Annotated in this window: 17 protein-coding genes; 7 read left to right on the top strand and 10 right to left on the bottom strand. The window is 68.7% G+C overall.

The window, feature by feature from the left end; all coding sequences use genetic code 11:
- Positions 1 to 114 precede the first annotated feature (114 nt).
- Both OG472_RS02070 and OG472_RS02065 read right to left on the bottom strand, forming a co-directional pair.
- Positions 115 to 1,494 carry an FAD-binding oxidoreductase gene (locus OG472_RS02070; protein WP_405827289.1) on the bottom strand — a complete coding sequence of 460 codons (1,380 nt, stop codon included), beginning with the start codon at positions 1,492 to 1,494 and terminating at the stop codon, positions 115 to 117.
- Between the two features lie 153 nt (positions 1,495 to 1,647).
- Positions 1,648 to 3,384: a LuxR C-terminal-related transcriptional regulator gene (locus OG472_RS02065; protein ID WP_405827288.1), complete on the bottom strand. Its 1,737-nt coding sequence runs from the start codon at positions 3,382 to 3,384 to the stop codon at positions 1,648 to 1,650.
- Between the two features lie 302 nt (positions 3,385 to 3,686).
- Here OG472_RS02065 and OG472_RS02060 point away from each other — a divergent pair, with 302 nt between their 5' ends.
- Positions 3,687 to 4,091, top strand: a complete 405-nt coding sequence (locus OG472_RS02060; RefSeq protein WP_405827286.1) for a hypothetical protein — start codon at positions 3,687 to 3,689, stop codon at positions 4,089 to 4,091.
- On the opposite strand, the gene OG472_RS02055 is transcribed toward OG472_RS02060, so the two are convergent.
- Both OG472_RS02055 and OG472_RS02050 read right to left on the bottom strand, forming a co-directional pair.
- A complete protein-coding gene (locus OG472_RS02055) occupies positions 4,088 to 4,267 on the bottom strand; it encodes a hypothetical protein (RefSeq protein WP_405827284.1) in 180 nt (59 codons plus the stop codon). The genes OG472_RS02060 and OG472_RS02055 overlap by 4 nt on opposite strands.
- 147 nt (positions 4,268 to 4,414) lie before the next feature.
- Positions 4,415 to 5,362: a hypothetical protein gene (locus OG472_RS02050; protein ID WP_405827282.1), complete on the bottom strand. Its 948-nt coding sequence runs from the start codon at positions 5,360 to 5,362 to the stop codon at positions 4,415 to 4,417.
- A 439-nt stretch (positions 5,363 to 5,801) separates the two neighbouring features.
- Between OG472_RS02050 and OG472_RS02045 the strand changes: the two genes are divergently transcribed.
- Entirely contained in the window at positions 5,802 to 6,095 is a 294-nt protein-coding gene (locus OG472_RS02045) for a hypothetical protein (RefSeq protein ID WP_405827280.1), read from the top strand.
- 96 nt (positions 6,096 to 6,191) lie between these two features.
- A complete protein-coding gene (locus OG472_RS02040; protein ID WP_405940748.1) occupies positions 6,192 to 6,722 on the top strand; it encodes a hypothetical protein in 531 nt (176 codons plus the stop codon).
- Between the two features lie 7 nt (positions 6,723 to 6,729).
- Here the strand turns inward: OG472_RS02040 and OG472_RS02035 are convergent, their stop codons facing one another.
- From OG472_RS02035 to OG472_RS02020, 4 genes are all read right to left on the bottom strand, one after another.
- Complete coding sequence (locus tag OG472_RS02035; RefSeq protein ID WP_405940747.1) at positions 6,730 to 7,221, bottom strand: DUF6233 domain-containing protein; 492 nt, start codon at positions 7,219 to 7,221, stop codon at positions 6,730 to 6,732.
- 2 nt (positions 7,222 to 7,223) lie between these two features.
- Positions 7,224 to 7,394 (bottom strand): hypothetical protein, encoded by a 171-nt coding sequence (locus OG472_RS02030; RefSeq protein ID WP_405940746.1) that lies wholly within the window; start codon positions 7,392 to 7,394, stop codon positions 7,224 to 7,226.
- Positions 7,391 to 7,642 carry a hypothetical protein gene (locus OG472_RS02025; protein WP_405940745.1) on the bottom strand — a complete coding sequence of 84 codons (252 nt, stop codon included), beginning with the start codon at positions 7,640 to 7,642 and terminating at the stop codon, positions 7,391 to 7,393. Before OG472_RS02025 ends, OG472_RS02030 begins: the two co-directional genes overlap by 4 nt.
- Positions 7,643 to 7,850: 208 nt before the next feature.
- Positions 7,851 to 8,336, bottom strand: coding sequence for a hypothetical protein (locus OG472_RS02020; protein ID WP_405827274.1), 486 nt, complete (start codon positions 8,334 to 8,336; stop codon positions 7,851 to 7,853).
- A 428-nt stretch (positions 8,337 to 8,764) separates the two neighbouring features.
- Here OG472_RS02020 and OG472_RS02015 point away from each other — a divergent pair, with 428 nt between their 5' ends.
- Positions 8,765 to 9,391, top strand: coding sequence for a peptidase inhibitor family I36 protein (locus OG472_RS02015; protein ID WP_405827273.1), 627 nt, complete (start codon positions 8,765 to 8,767; stop codon positions 9,389 to 9,391).
- Positions 9,392 to 9,499: 108 nt separating this feature from the next.
- Here OG472_RS02015 and OG472_RS02010 read toward each other — a convergent pair whose 3' ends face one another.
- Both OG472_RS02010 and OG472_RS02005 read right to left on the bottom strand, forming a co-directional pair.
- Positions 9,500 to 10,414: a hypothetical protein gene (locus OG472_RS02010; protein WP_405940744.1), complete on the bottom strand. Its 915-nt coding sequence runs from the start codon at positions 10,412 to 10,414 to the stop codon at positions 9,500 to 9,502.
- Positions 10,415 to 10,735: 321 nt separating this feature from the next.
- Entirely contained in the window at positions 10,736 to 11,848 is a 1,113-nt protein-coding gene (locus OG472_RS02005; protein WP_405940743.1) for a Tn3 family transposase, read from the bottom strand.
- A gap of 370 nt (positions 11,849 to 12,218) precedes the next feature.
- Between OG472_RS02005 and OG472_RS02000 the strand changes: the two genes are divergently transcribed.
- The 3 genes from OG472_RS02000 to OG472_RS01990 all read left to right on the top strand — a co-directional run bounded on the left by OG472_RS02000 (position 12,219) and on the right by OG472_RS01990 (position 14,454).
- The gene (locus tag OG472_RS02000) at positions 12,219 to 12,614 is read left to right on the top strand and encodes a hypothetical protein (protein ID WP_405940742.1); all 396 of its coding nucleotides are present in this window, start codon (positions 12,219 to 12,221) and stop codon (positions 12,612 to 12,614) included.
- Between the two features lie 455 nt (positions 12,615 to 13,069).
- Positions 13,070 to 13,585 (top strand): hypothetical protein, encoded by a 516-nt coding sequence (locus tag OG472_RS01995; RefSeq protein WP_405940741.1) that lies wholly within the window; start codon positions 13,070 to 13,072, stop codon positions 13,583 to 13,585.
- Positions 13,579 to 14,454: an ATP-dependent DNA ligase gene (locus OG472_RS01990; protein ID WP_405827264.1), complete on the top strand. Its 876-nt coding sequence runs from the start codon at positions 13,579 to 13,581 to the stop codon at positions 14,452 to 14,454. The genes OG472_RS01995 and OG472_RS01990 overlap by 7 nt, the downstream gene beginning before the upstream one ends.
- The last annotated feature ends 56 nt before the right edge of the window (positions 14,455 to 14,510 follow it).

The raw sequence follows: 14,510 nt of genomic DNA, 5'->3' as shown, positions 1-14,510 counted from the left end.
AAAAACGGGACCAGGCCGCCAACCGGAAAGGTGGCCTGGCACGGCACCACCATCGCCCGCGGCGGCCAGCCGCATGCGGTCGTACGCTGTCTGCCACAGCCCTGCCGGGACCCCTTACGGAGCGATGTTGTGGTTGAGCCGGAACAGGTTGCCCGGGTCGTAGCGGCGCTTGAGCTCACGCAACCGACCCGAATTCTCACGGTAGTTGGCGCGTACCTTGCCTTGGTCGTCGCCGTCCATGAAGTTCACGTAGCCGCCGCCGTCGGCCGAGTACGGCTCCAGCGCCGCGTAGTAGCCGCGGATCCAGTCCTTCTGGGCCTCCATGTCCTCCCGGTTGGTCATGGTGAGGTTGAGCGCGGTCGAGAACAGGGCGTCCCGGTAGGAGAATGCCGTGTCCGTACGGCCGACCCGCCCGCACGCGCCGTCGATGGGGAAGACGATGGTGACGCTCTGAATGGACGGGGTGGCTGCCCCGAACTCGACGTGGGCGTCGATCAGGCCGTCCGGTAGGTCCTCACTGAACGTTCCCTTCCAGTAGTGGAACAGGCCCGGCGGCACCAGCTCGTCGAAGAGCGTGTTGATCACGGGGTACGGGATCCGGCCCACGTGCTGCCCCAGCACCGGGCCGAGCTCTGCGAGCATGGCCCGCACCCGGTCGTCCTGGTCCTCGGGGCCGGTCCAGCACAGGATCACCCCACACACCGGCCGCCCGTGCCAGCGTTCGGGCAGGAACGGGACGGGCGGGCCGAGCCCCACCGCGAGGATCGCGCCGAGCTCCTCCGCCGAGTCGGCGATCAGCTGCCGGTAGCGGCGGATCACGTCGCCGTCGAGGGGGTAGAAGGTCGGCCCGCCGAGGATGTCACCCGCGGGGTGCAGCCGGTACTCGAAGGAGGTGACCACGCCGAAGTTGCCGCCTCCGCCGCGCAGCGCCCACAGCAGGTCCGCCTCGCGGTCCTCGGCACAGGTGCGGAAGCTGCCGTCGGCGGTGACGACGTCGGCCGAGAGCAGGTTGTCGCAGGCCAGGCCGCAGCACCGGGCCAGGTAGCCCATGCCCCCGCCGGTGGTGAGGCCGCCGATGCCGGTGGTGGAAACCATCCCGCCGGTGGTGGCCAGGCCGAAGGCGTGGGTGGCGTGGTTGACGTCGGCCCAGGTGCAGCCGCCCTGGGCGCGGGCGGTACGGGTCTGAGGGTCGACTCGGATTCCCCGCATCCGCGCGAGGTCCAGGACGACGCCGTCGTCGCAGGTACCGGGGCCCGCGACGCCGTGGCCGCCGCCGCGCACGGCGAGGGTCAGGCCCTCGTCGCGGGCGAAGCCGACCGTTTCGATCACGTCTGCCGCATCGGCGGCGCCGACGACGACCGCCGGGTGCTTGTCGTGCACGGCGTTGTAGACCTTGCGGGCCTCGTCGTAGCCGGGGTCGCCGGGTGCTGCGACGCCGCCGTGGACGGTCTCACGCAGTCGCTCCACTGGTGGGGCAGTGCCAGTGGTGGTCATGGCTGCCACCTGCCTTCGGTCGTTCCGGGAGTCCTGCTTCCGTTGTAGGCGCCGCGCCGACGGCCGCGCATCCCCGGAACTGCCCATTCCGGCGGTGGTGGGGCATGGGCGGAACGGCCCATTCCCACGTCGGCCGGGGTCCGTGGCGGGGGCTCAGACCAGGCCGTGCGTGTACGCGTACGCGGTGGCGGCGGCCCGGGAGGAGACGTCCAGCTTGGCGTAGATGTTGTTCACGTGGCGGGCGACCGTGTGCTCGCTGATCACCAGCTCGGCGGCGATGGACCGGTTGGTCCCGCCCCGCGCGACCAGGCGCAGCACCTCCGTCTCCCGCAGGGTCAGCTCCCCGGAGCCGCGCTCCGCCATCGCGTCGAGGAGGACGGCCGCCCGGCGCGCGTCCGGTACGGCGCCCAGTCCGTCGAAGGCCGCCCGTGCAGCCCGCAGCTCCATACGGGCACCGTCCAGGTCGCCCGCCGCTCGTTCGGCAGCGGCCAGGGTCATCCTGACCTGGCCTGCCTCGTACGGGACCGCCAGCTCCAGCCAGAGCCGCAGCGCCCGGCGCAGCAGGGCCAGCGCTGTCGGGAGGTCGCCCTCGGCGAAGGCCACCGTGCCTTCCGCTGCCGCGGCGCTCGCGTGCAGGGGGGTGGTGGCGGACGCGCGCCGCCGCTGCCAGGAGTCGGCAAGGCGGGCCAGCTCCCGCGCCGCCGTGCGGGCCTTGTCGAGCCGGCTGAGGGCGAGGGCCGTCTCGGTGCGGGCGGCGAGCAGTCGGCCCCGTTCGAGCAGGCGGCCGTCCCCGGGGTCCTCGGTCGCCTCGCCTGCCCCGGTGGTGCCGACGGCACCGGGCGCGCCGGCTGCGGATGTGGGCAGCCACAGGGCGGCGGCCGCGGCTTCCGCCCTGCCTTGGGCGAGCCGGAGCAGGGCCAGGCCGGGCTGCGGGTCGCGGCCGAGTTCGTGCGCCCGGCCGTAGGCAGCCTCCGCCTCGGTGTACGCGCCGCACCGCCGGTGGATCTCGGCGGTCAGGTAGCAGGCCTCGGCGGCGATCCGGGGCTCGTTCGGCAGCAGCTCCATGCAGGTCAGCTCGGCCTCGTCGAGCGCCTGCGGCCAGGCTCCGCGCAGCTCCAGCACCTCCACCCGGTGGACCCGGCACAGCCCGCGGAAGTTGTTCTCGCGGGGCATGGAGGCGCACCAGGCCATGGCCGCGTCCGTCCACTCGACGGCCCGCGCGAAGTCGGCGCAGGCCATGCACTGCTGGAGGCCCAGGCAGTAGATCCAGCCGGTGTAGAAGGAGCTGAGCTCGCCGGCCGCAGCGGCGCACATGGCCTCATCGAGCATCGCGAGGCCGTCGGCGACCCGGCCCTGGGCGAGCAGGACGGCGGCCTGCGCGTGGATGCTCATCGCGTACAGGTCGGTGCTGCCGCACCGCCGGGCGACGGCGGCCATCCGCCGGGCGGAGGCCGTCGCCTCCTCGAAGGCGCCGCGCTCCTGGGCCTCCTGCGCCTCGACCCAGGCCAGCAAACACTGTTCGGCGCATTCGGGTGCGCCGCCGAGCTGTTCGCGTGCCCGGCGCAGCCAGCCTGCGGCCGACCCGGACCGTCCGGCGAGCCGGTGCTCGTAGTAGAGCATCCATGCGCAGTATCCGGCCTGGCGGGGGGCGCCCGCGGCGGCGTAACCGGCGTACGCGCGGGCCCGCGCCGTGAGCGACTCCTCGACCCGGCCGGTCCACCAGGCGGCGTCGGCGAGCGCGGCGAGGTCATCGGGGCCCAGCAGCCCGGGGTCCAAGCCGTCGAGCAGCGCGTACGCCTCGCCCCACGCTTCCCGGGCGATCGCGTCCTGTGCCTGCCGGACGGTGTACGCGGCCGCTTTCGGCGCCGCCGCCCGTGGCTGACTGCCCACGCTCACCAGCATAGGAGCGGCGCAGAGGGTCGCATCGCCGCGCGGCGACGCGGCGACGACGGCAGGTTCCTGACGCAGGAACCCGGCGGCTTGTCCGATCGTCCAGCGGCCCGGAAGCCGGCGGTGAGACCAGGATCAGGGGCTCGAGAGCGCGCAACACGGGCGCGGCAGGAACGGCGGTGTCTTGGGCTTTCCTGCGGAAGGGCCCGCCCCGTGGACATCCCGTCTTGATCGGGTGCTCGTCGGGGTGGACTTCGCGGCACAGCCGTGTCGCGTCGGCTGCGTCTGCCTGTTGGGCAGGCATGCGGAAGATCATTTATCTGAACACGGCGGCCGTCCTGGCGGTCGCCTCGGTCCTGTCGACAGCGGGGCCGGCTGCCGCGGACTCCAGCTCCTGCACCCACCACTTCTCCGGCCCCCAGGTCTGTATCCGGCTGGAGGGCTCCAACGTCTGGAACACCCCGACCGCGATCTGGACCAACCCGCCGAAGCACGTGAAGACGCGCCAGGTGTCCTTGTACGTGAACGGCAAGCGGTACGCCTTCGACAAGAACCCCGCGACGGCGACCCGCGTGGGCAAGACGCTCAGCTACACGTGGAACCACGACCGGTGGGACGCCGAATCGAAGATCTGTGTCCGCTTCAAGGACATCGACCGCATGGCCTGCGAGAGGGTGAAGGACATCGGGGACAGGGCCCAGTTCTAGGCGCTGCGCGGCTTCCGCTTGGCGGCCGCCTTCTTCGCGGCGGCCGGCACGTTCCTCGCCGGGGCCCGCTTCGTGGCCTTCTTCGCGGTCCTCTTGGCCGAGGGGAGGTCGTGCACCTCTGCGTCCTTGATGCCGGCGCGGGCGGCCTTGGCGTCGGTGACGGATTTCTCGAGCATGGCCAGGAGGTCGACGACCTGGGCGGAGGGGGCTCGGCCTGTGGACTTTCGGCGCGGCAGTGGGACAAACTCGCCGTGGTCGTTGTCAAACGAAAGAGACGAAGCAGTTCGCCGGGCGAGCCGACGGGCCGCAGCGAATGATCGACGTTAGGAACCTTCGGAGATGTCGTCTCCAGTCACATGAAGCTCAGGAACATACCCTTCCTTCGGGTTCGCCAGCTCCATGCCGTCTCCGCTGAATTTGGGCTTCGCGAACGTGTCGTACGTCGTATGTGCGCCTGCGATAGATGCGCGTTCCTCCCCCAGGGCCCCGACCTTGAGCGGAATCCAGAGATCATCTGATCCGCTCGTCACGTTGACTTCAAGCCCGAAGGTGCAATCGAGTCCGGATGCGAAGTAGACATCGAAGGTGCGGGCGTCCTTCTGATTCAAGGAAATGGGCCGCTCCGTAAACCGCTTGCCAAACTTGACCTCGAACCCCGTCTTCCCGCTGTCCGCGGTGACGGCCTTGGGGTAGCCCCTCCACAGGGACCGGGCGACCGTATCGTACTGGCTTACCTCAAAACCGATGACAGTCCTTGACACGTCTTCTCCAGGGCCGCCAATCGGAGGAGGGTCAACCAGAGTGCCGTGGATCGACGGTGGAGAGTTGAGAGCATCTTCGATTGTATTGTGGACACTGTTCGGGCATTCAGGATCTTTTAGCTTGAAATCCTGAATGATTGCCGTTTCGTCACGCAGTGCGCGGATGGTGAATCGTACGGAGTAAAGATGGATCGGCCTGGCTTCGTTTGCCGTAAGCCATTTTACGAATTCCGCATCCAAGTCTGCTTTGTTCTTCATGGCGCCGAGGTCGCGCGTAGCCTTGGGGAATGCGTACTGTACCGCGAGCCAGTCAGTTGCTCCCATGGTGATGGCAACCGGTGGACCGGTGGCAATGGATTTCTCCCGATCCTCTTTCCGCTTCTCGCGCGCCTCGCTCGATGCTGCACTATCTGCGCTCTTGCCGTTTGATTCATTATTCCGGTCGCTTTGCCACGCCGTGATGGTGCCGAAGATGAGGGTTGGAATCAGGGCCGCAATCAGCGGTGCCATGATCTTCGAATTCTTATACCATGGCGTCCTGGCTGGCGGCAGAGCCTGCGGCGGGGGCACGGGGCCGAAGGGCGGAGGAACCGGAGGCGGTACGGAGGTCATCTATTCCCCGAAGGTCCAGCGGGTCAGGAAGCTGCTTGTGTATCAGAACGTTGAAGAGCCCTCAAGAGCCGATTCGGGCCAATGACTTGAACGATTCGCAGAAATTCGTAGGCACGATCCCGGGAACCGAGAAACGATCCGCCCTCACCGAGCGCGTCCCTTCCACAGCAGCGAACCGCAAGCTGAAGGGAGATCACATACGTGCACGACAGCTGTCGCACGGGTCCGGCGACGCCTCTACCCGTCTAACCAGGCGCAACCCGACCTGGTCGCCCTCGCCTACAAGCTGGAGACCGCCCTGGCCGGCTGGTTCGGCGAGGACGCCGCCACCATCACCGTGCTGACCGCCCGGGCCTGGCTCACCCTCTGCCAGCGCACCGACTGGTACGGGACCACGGAGCTGCTCATCACGACCGCCCTGCGCTGCCAGGCGGCCCGGTACCGCCCCGAGGCCGACACGATCCGTACGGCCCGTAACGCGCACGCCTGCTGGCACCTGCTCCGCAAGGAGTCCCCGGAGAGGGCCGCCGACCTCGCGGGCCGCCTGGCGGACATGCTGGCCATCCTCGGCGAGGACTACCGCCGCCGCGACGTACTCGCCTGGACCGAAGCGGTACCCGCTTCCCGCTGACCGGACGTGCGATCGACGCCCGACGCCGGGTTCGCTCGTCCGAGGCGGTTTCGAGGCGGGGCCGTGTCGCAGCTGCGGGTCCGGCATTGACCGGGCATGACCACGATCACGCGCGCGGCGGTGGCCGCGCTGGCAGTGGTGGCGGTGGCGGCGCCCGCCGCTCCCAGCGCCACGGCCGCCCCGACCTACCGGTGCGCGAGCAGCACGAAGGACATTGACGACAGCGGCTATGACGGGCCGTGGCCGGACAACTGGAAGGTGACGGTACGGACGTGCGCGGCCCGGTCCGGCGGCACCGTGTACGCGTACGCCGAGGTGAACTGGGACGGCCCGGCGTTCCGTGAGGTGGACGACCCGACGATCTTCGACGGGGCCAAGCTGCGGTTGCAGATCAAGCAATCTCGGGAGGGCACCGACCCTGTGGTGGTCGAGCGTGATTTCCCTGGGCTCGAGGAGCGGCTGGAGGACAGCACGTCCAACGCGAACTACGACGGCCACTACCGAACGCCGACGATCAGCCACCGAGCCGGCCGCGGAGCGCTGGGGGACTCGGTGCTGTTCCTGGACTGGCACGGTGACGGACACGGCTACCAACGCCACGACTACACCGGCTCCCCGACCGTCTGACCTGTGATCAGTCGCCGGGCACGTCGTCCTGGCCGTGGGCGAGGATCGGCAGCAGTACCTCGGCGGCGTCGCACTCGGTGCAGGCCGTCGTGCCGGGGCGCGCGAGTGCGTCGAGCGCCTTCATCGTGCCCAGGGGATGCGCGCGGTCGGTGGCGTTCTGGCAGCCCTCGGCGTGGACGGTGGCGGGCCGCCCGTGGGCGCGGCCGTCGAGCAGCCACGCCCACCGGGTCGGCGTCGAGGTGCGGGTACGGGGGTGGGCGGGGATGCGGCCGAGGTCGATCCCGGGCAGTGGGCGCAGCTGCTCGGAGGTGACCCAGGTGCTGTACTCGGCCGGCTCGACCTCGCCCCCGGCTGCCGTCTGCCACAGGGGGACGCCGATGCGGTACATCCACAGCCCGGTGTCGAGCTGCTGTCGCTCGTAGAGCAGTACGCGCCCGATTTCCTGTCCGTCGGGCAGGAGCAGCGTGATCGGTGCAGGTGGTGGCGGGGGTTCGGTCACGGTCAGGGGCGGGCGAACTGCTCCTGCCGGGCCTGCCGGTACGACGTGCAGAGCGGGTTCCCACCCACCCCGTAGCGGCACGTCGAGGCGTGACACCGGGCGCAGGGGCCGGTCTGGCTGGGAGCCCAGGTGACGACCTGCGGGCGGGGCTTGGCGGTGGTCTGCGCGCTCATGCTGCTGCCTCCCCTTCCGCCGGGGCGGAGGTGTGGGTGCGGGCGGCGCGCCGCAGCTCGACGCTGCCGGTCCGCCAGGCGGTGGGGGCCGCCCAGTAGGGGTGGGTGCACAGGGTTCCGGAGAGGGCGATCAGCCGGCGCCGCAGCACGGTCGTACCGGCCCCGGCCTGCGCGAGCTCGGCGTACGTCTGCTGCCACGCCCTTTCGAGCATGATCAGGTCCTCGGGGAAACGGAACGGTGGTCTCACACCGATAGTGAAACATGTGTTCGATTTTCTCCGCGAGTGCCACGCTTCCGTCATCGCGGTGGTTGTGACTGAGCGTCGTAGTTGGCCAGTGAGCGCGATAGGTGGCCAGTCTGACCAATGACCTACAGGTCAGGCTGGCCGCCACTCGAAGACCGCGCGACCGAGCGCGTAGCCAAGTCGCGATGCTCAGTGTGACTGACTACGACGCTCAGTCATCGGTGATGACGGGGCCGGGGCGTGCGTCGTCGGTACGGCTCTCGGAGGGGTAGTGACCCCCGAGGGGGGAGTCGTCGTAGATGACGATGTTCAGCCCGTCGGCGTTGGGATCGCCGTCGTTTTTGTGCTCGGTGCCGGCGCTGCCGCCGATTCCGCCGAGGATGCCGTCGCCAGGCTGATGGTCGGTGCCGCCGGCGCCGCCGGTGGGGGGCTTGGTTTCGTCGTTGCTGGGGGGCTGGGGCTGGGTTCCGCCGTTGGGGGGCTGGGTGTCGCCGCCGTTGGCGGTGTTGTTGTTGTCGATCTTGGTGAGGTTGCCGCTCTTGCGGAAGGCTTCGAGGAGGGGATTGTTGCTGTCGGTGGTGACGCTGGCGGTGGTAGGGACGGGAGCCGCGTTCGCCGTGTTGCTGAGGGCGAGGCCTCCAGTGGCGATGGTGGTGGCGATCAGGAGCGGGGCGAGGCGGCGGGACGTGATCGACATGGCAGAGGTGTCCTTGAGGGCTTCGGAGTGGGGGTCGGAAGTGCTGGCGGTGGAGTGGTCACCGCGTCGTTGTCCGTGCCTCCATTGAGCCCCAGACCCGGCTGCGAGGTCATGGCCCGGAATCTCGTGTCTTGACAGTCGCCTATTGCCTGTGTCGCGGGACCGGTCCGGCCTGCCAAGCCGGGCTGAAGGCCGCCCTGGTGTGACTGACAGTCTGAGCAGCGACCTGTGCAGGTCAGCGCAGCGTGGGCGCCACTCGAAGACCACGATCGAGCGTGTGCCCAAGCCGCGAGGCTCAGACTGGCCAACTACGACGCTCAGTCACAGTGGTGGCTGCGGATCAGCGTTCTGGGCGGCTGGCCTGCGCTAGCGCGGTGTCGTCTGCTGGCTGTCCGTGTCCGTGAGCGGCGCGGTCCGGTTAGGTCGGCATGAAGATCCGTATCGTGCTGACGGGCGTCCTCGCCGCTGCCGCGCTGCCCCTGGCCCTGGCGGGCAACAGCACCGCCGCCCCCGCTCCCACCCCAGAGATCCGGGTGAAGACCGCCCAGGGCCTGGATGCCTGCCCGACCGCGCATCTGTGTCTCTACGAACACGAGAGGTACAACGCCTCCGGCCCCGCCCGTATCTGGTTGTTCGGGAACAACGGCGCCGCCGAGACGGTCGAGTACAACCTGAAGGACAGGCAGCCCGCCCACAAGGGCCGCTCGGCCTTCAACAACACCAAGCTCTACACCGTGACCCTGCGCAACGAGTGGACCATCGAGGAGTCCAGCGACATCATCGCCCTTGCCCCGGGGGAGGAGATCCCCAGCCTCGACGTGACGAGCGACATGGGCGGCCGCCTGGCCTCCTACAGCCGCACGGAGCAGGGCATGTACTTGTACAACTACAAGCCCCAGGCCGTGAACCTGAACGACCACGTCGGCTCACTCCTCCTGGAGAAGGCCCCCGTACGCCCCCGGGGTGAGAACCATGCGAACGGGCACTTCCTGCCGGCGGGGCGCACGGCGGTCGTGCCAGCCGTGCCAGCTGTGCCAGTAGCGCCAGTTGCCTAGTTGGGCCCCGTAGCCCTGCTGGGGTGAAGCCGTAGAGGCGCCGGCCCGGACGCTGCCACACATGGCTGAGCGCGCTACTTGGCCACTCGGGCTAACTAGCGCGCTCGGTCACCCGTATGTCTGGTGGCAGAGTGCGGCCACGGTAGGGCTGGTGACGCCGTGCGCGGCGCGGCACAGTTCCGTCATGTCCGCGGTCCCCGCCCCTGGGGTACCCTTCACGATCTTGATGTCCGTGGCGCCCTCCGCCTCGAGATCTGCTTTGCGGTGTTCGGCGCTGGGCTGGTCGTAGCTCACCGCGGACGCCATGGCCTTGCCGTCGCTCGCGCGTACCCACTTCACCCGGTAGTTGACCATCGGCACGCTCCCTCGTCCGCTCCGCACTCGTCGGCCCAGATCAGCAGGCCATGTCTTTGCATCCGGTACGGACATCCGCCCGCCCCAGATCGACCGGATCTCATCCAACAACTTCGGGTAGTGCTCTCCATACGTGTTCAGCGCATGCCACACCGCATCCAGAGCTGCTTTGAGCGGGTCGGGTTCGGCAGCAGCGAGTACGGCGGGGAGAGCGAAATGCGGCTGTGAGATGGGCCCACGGACCTGCGGTGTGCTGGCAGGGAACACGAGCTCGGTGAACACCATCGGTGCCTGGCTGCCCGGTAGCCGCTCAAGCTCGTAGCTCGTCTCCCCGTCGCTCTCTTCTGCGGTCTTGACCCACATCAACCCTGCCGGCGGCTGGGGAAAGTACGGCCGCCGCTGGGGCGGTACTGCCCCGAGAACATCCGGGCCCGGTTCGAGAGGGGTGGACCGCAGAGCCTCCCGCATCCGGGCCGCGTCGTCGAAAGGCGGCGGTAGCGGATGCCCCTGCGTCAACGCGGCGAGCGCCCCAGCGACCCACAGCACATCGGTCAGGCCCGCCACCTCGCAGGCCCGCTGAGCGGCAAGCACCGCCACGGCACGCTGGACGTCGGGATCCGCGGCGCCGAGGTCGTGGACCAGGTCACTGTCGAAGTCGAGCAGCCCCAAGACGTTGCTCTCGCGGACACGGCGCAGCGACTCACTCGGCAGTCTTCCGCCCCACCGCCACCTCTCGTAGTGCAGCTGCGGATCCTCCGTGACTCCTACCCCATCTGAGACCAGCTTGTGCACAACGCCCCCGTTCGGGAAGGCCTCTGAAATCCCTATCGGATCTGCCGTCACCTCTCCCGCATCATGCCGCAGGCCACTGACACGCCCGGGACACGGGCCGGGGTGACGCGGCCGAGTGGTCGTTCATGTCCGGCAGCCGTGGCTCTCGCGTACGGTAACCGCCGCCCACCTACTGGCGCCGACTGGCTACGACGCCGTTCAGATCGGCTCGCCTTGACTAGTGCAGAGAATGTGGCACCGGGTGCAGGGGCCGGTCTGGCTGGGAGCCCAGGTGGCGACCTGCGGGCAGGGCTTGGTGGTGGTCTGCTCGCTCATGCTGCTGCCTCCCTGGACCAGCCGGCCCCTCGTCAGCGCGGGAACGTTCGGCTTCACCACCGGGGTCAGCCCCACGTTGCACGCCTCCGACAGGAGCAGGGCGCAGACGCTCAGCTCGAACTCCTCCATCGAGGGGTCGGCCCCGGAGATGTGGGTGAACGCCGACGTCATGCCGGTCAGATCGGCGACCTCCAGGAGCAGCTCGGGGAAGTCGACCTTGGGCAGCATGTTGTTGGCGAGCTGACGGAAGGCGGGCATCAGCTTCGGCTCCCCGGCCGGTCCGAGCCGGTCCAGCACCAGCTTGCCGTCCTTCACCGACACCGCGCTGTTCGCCGGCAGCCCGGCCACCACCTGGTGGTAGGCCCCGTGCAACGCCCCGGCGAGTTCGGCGAGGTGCGCGGCGGGCTCCGCCTCCAGGCCCAGCGCCCTCAGCACGGTCGGCTGCGCGCTCTGCCACCGGTCCCCGGCCAGGAGCTTGGCGCGCGGGTCGCCCCACCGGTCCCCGCTCCGCGCGTACACGTCCCGTCGGCGCAGGGCCCGGTGGAGGTGCTCCAGCACGCAGAACGAGTACGCCGCCTTGTCCGCCAGGCCCGGCTCGCTGCCGGGTGCAGCGAAGACCAGGCGCTGCCACGAGCCGGTCACCAGATCCCGCTCGACCTCCGCGGCCGGGAGCTTCTTGCGGTGGATCAGGTGCGGCAGCTGGCGAAGTGCCTTCACCACCGGGGCGCCGGCCTCGACGGCGCCGAAGTCCACGACATCGACCAGGAGCCGGATAAAACCGCGGACCGTGCCGTAGCGGGTGGCGAGCGCGGCCCGCCACTCCGCGTCCTCATCACCCTCCTCGTCCGGGACGACCTCGGCGATGACGGCCAGGGCCTCGGCGAGCTTCTCGCGGGGGACGGCCTTCTCGATCGCCGCCCACGCGTCCACCACCGACACCAGCTCCCCAGTATCGGTGGCCGGGGCGGTCTCCAGCAGCACCCCGACAGGCGCCATTCCCCGCGCGCAGGCCGCATGGGCGGACGCAGGCCTGCCGGACAGCGGGGCCATCACGGTCGAGCAGTTGGAGAAGGCCCGCGCCAGGCTGCAGGGACAGTGAGCCGTTCGACCGCCTGTGTTGCGCTCAGCCAGTTGGCGGTGAGCCTTTCGCGCTGAGGGTGATCGTTTCCGGGCATGCCAGATCTGCGGCCCATGGTGAGCCATGATCGGTGGACATCAAGCTAGGTTGAGGTTCAGAGCAGGCAACGGTCGAACCGCCACCACGGGCAGGCTGGGCTTTGGCGCACCGCTCGCGCCGAGTTTTTGGGCCAGTGACGCTGATCAACAAGCGGATGCCTAGGAGGCGAACTAAACTACAAAGTGCTAGATGTGCGCATCGCGCCGAGACATGCGGGGCCGGAAGATGCTAAACATTCACCTGCTCTCACTGAAGTGCGATCAAACCACGAGCGATGCTTTGGCTGGTTCTGAGGACATCACGTTACTCCTCGATACGCACACTCGTGGTACTTGGTGGCTATCGGCCGGTGATCGGATCAACTTTGACTTCTTCAGTCCTGGCTTCATTCCCGGCTCAGACTCGACTAGCTGGGGAATTTCACTCGAACATGCAGGGACCTTCTCAGGCGACATAGAAACAGCGATCCTAGACCTTGCATCGTTCGACTGGTTCGATTCATTCTGGAGCAAAATCCGCGAGGTGAAATTCCTCCGCTACGGCGGCGATTACACGGTCTCCTACAAGTTCGACGATCTGAGCTAAATGTGGGCTTGCAGTTGACACCTTCGCCTCCCCCTCGGGTGCGGGTCGGTGGGGTAGCCCCGGCCGCCGTGTATCCGCGCCTCGCGAGCGACTTCAGCCGTGAGTTCCTGCTGCTTCATGTGGCCCTCCTCCGGCGCAGATGGCCGTAGACCGGGCGGTAGATGGACTGGTAGACGTGCAGGTCGGGCGGCGGTAGACGGAGCGGTAGACGCCTCCTCGGCGACGACCGGGGAAGGGGCCTCCAGGTCGGCCCGCCGCACCCCCCAGGTGGGGATGTGCCGCCGGCTTTCACGCCGCGGTGGACGGGGGTCGAGGAACATCGGCGTCAGATCGTGCGGCTGTACGCTCCGTGATCGCCGTGCCGCAGATGATGGCCCGATATCTGTGGTAATGGTGACATCCCGGACGAGACACCACAGGACCTGGTCAAAGCGATTGTGCAGAGGGTCCCAGAGGTGCCATTCATCCTCAACGGCACGATGTACGACCCCGAAGACATTGTGCGCTTCAATGGCCAGGAGTTGCACTTCGTGGCGTCGTTGACCGGTGACCACATGCTGGCCGTCGACGATCGGCAGCTATACGCATACCGGCGGCAGGTCACACGCCTTGAGCAGTACCTGCACGGCAGGCGATTCCTTCCCAGGGTCGACGACGCCTCAACATCCAGTACATTGCTTGGCTCACCCAACCCGTTGACCGGCTTCTTTCAACACATTAACTTGGAGGGCCATTTGTTCAACGTGAAAAAGAATTACGGGCGCACAAAACTGGGCGGCGACAATGACGAAATATCGTCATTCGAAATGGTTGGAACCCAGGTAACCGAACTCTTCGAACATGTGAACTATACGGGCCAGTCATGGTCGAAGATCCTGCCATACTCGTCAACAGGTGATTACTACCACGCAGAGCGGAATCTCCACCAATATGGGTGGGGCGACCGCGTTAGTTCTCTAGGGACTTGGTAGGCCCCCGCCGCGGAGCGCTGGTCCAGGAGCGATGGCCGGACCTGGTGGCAGCCGCCGAGGCGCAGCTGCCGCACGGCCTGGTCCTCGACGGCGAACTGGTCGTCTGGGACACCGAGGCCGGCCGGTTGTCGTTCGAGGCGTTGCAGCGCCGGGCCGCGACCCGCGCCCGCGGCGCCCTGGCCCTCGCCGCGAAGTGGCCGGCCTACTTCGTCGCCTTCGACCTCTTGCAGCACGACGGCGAGGAGCTCTTCACCCGCCCGTACGCCGAGCGGCGCGCACTGCTGGAGAACCTGTTCTCCGAGCACGCACTGACGGCCCCGTGGACGCTCTGCCCGCAGACGACGGACCTGGCCAAGGCGCGGGAATGGCTGGAGTCCTGGACGGACGTGTCCGGGGTGGAGGGGATCCTGATCAAGCCCCTGAACAGCCGCTACCTGCCCGGCTACCGCGGCTGGACCAAGATCAGAAGGCGGGACACCACGGAGACGATCGTCGGCGCGATCACCGGCACCCTGACCCGCCCGCAGCTCCTCGTCCTCGGCCGCCACGACACCGACGGCCGGCTGCGCGCCGTCGGCCGCACCGTACCGCTGCGCCCGGACGCCGCCCGGAAGGTCGCCGAGCACCTCACCGCGGCCGCGCCCGGACACCCGTGGACGGGGGCGAAGTTCTCGGCGGCGTGGGGGAGCCGCGACGTCCTCGACACCACCCTCGTCCACCCCACCCTCGGCGCCGAAGTCAGCGCCGACCGCGCCATCGACCACGGCGGCATCTACCGCCACCCACTCCGATTCCAGCGCCTGCGCCTGGACGTGGGGCCCGAAGACGTACCCAGGTTCGGTGAGGGTCCGGCGGCGGCCGTCGGCTGACCACGGCGGGGGGCGGGTGCAGTGGCGTTTCCCCGGTGAACCGTGTGCGCGGGCGG

The organism is Streptomyces sp. NBC_00207 (assembly GCF_045160965.1).
Classification (GTDB): Bacteria; Actinomycetota; Actinomycetes; order Streptomycetales; family Streptomycetaceae; genus Streptomyces.
The sequence above is the reverse complement of the archived record's forward strand: the minus strand, read 5'-3'. Positions and strand labels throughout refer to the sequence as shown.

What these genes read in the sequence shown, in the direction of transcription:
- OG472_RS02070 (WP_405827289.1), bottom strand. Translation starts at nt 1,494, where the DNA reads ATGACCACCACTGGCACTGCCCCACCAGTGGAGCGACTGCGTGAGACC.
- OG472_RS02055 (WP_405827284.1), bottom strand. Translation starts at nt 4,267, where the DNA reads ATGCTCGAGAAATCCGTCACCGACGCCAAGGCCGCCCGCGCCGGCATC.
- OG472_RS02005 (WP_405940743.1), bottom strand. Translation starts at nt 11,848, where the DNA reads ATGGCGCCTGTCGGGGTGCTGCTGGAGACCGCCCCGGCCACCGATACT.
- OG472_RS02000 (WP_405940742.1), top strand. Translation starts at nt 12,219, where the DNA reads ATGTGCGCATCGCGCCGAGACATGCGGGGCCGGAAGATGCTAAACATT.
- OG472_RS02015 (WP_405827273.1), top strand. Translation starts at nt 8,765, where the DNA reads ATGAAGATCCGTATCGTGCTGACGGGCGTCCTCGCCGCTGCCGCGCTG.
- OG472_RS02020 (WP_405827274.1), bottom strand. Translation starts at nt 8,336, where the DNA reads ATGTCGATCACGTCCCGCCGCCTCGCCCCGCTCCTGATCGCCACCACC.
- OG472_RS02060 (WP_405827286.1), top strand. Translation starts at nt 3,687, where the DNA reads ATGCGGAAGATCATTTATCTGAACACGGCGGCCGTCCTGGCGGTCGCC.
- OG472_RS02040 (WP_405940748.1), top strand. Translation starts at nt 6,192, where the DNA reads ATGACCACGATCACGCGCGCGGCGGTGGCCGCGCTGGCAGTGGTGGCG.
- OG472_RS02030 (WP_405940746.1), bottom strand. Translation starts at nt 7,394, where the DNA reads ATGAGCGCGCAGACCACCGCCAAGCCCCGCCCGCAGGTCGTCACCTGG.
- OG472_RS02050 (WP_405827282.1), bottom strand. Translation starts at nt 5,362, where the DNA reads ATGGCACCGCTGATTGCGGCCCTGATTCCAACCCTCATCTTCGGCACC.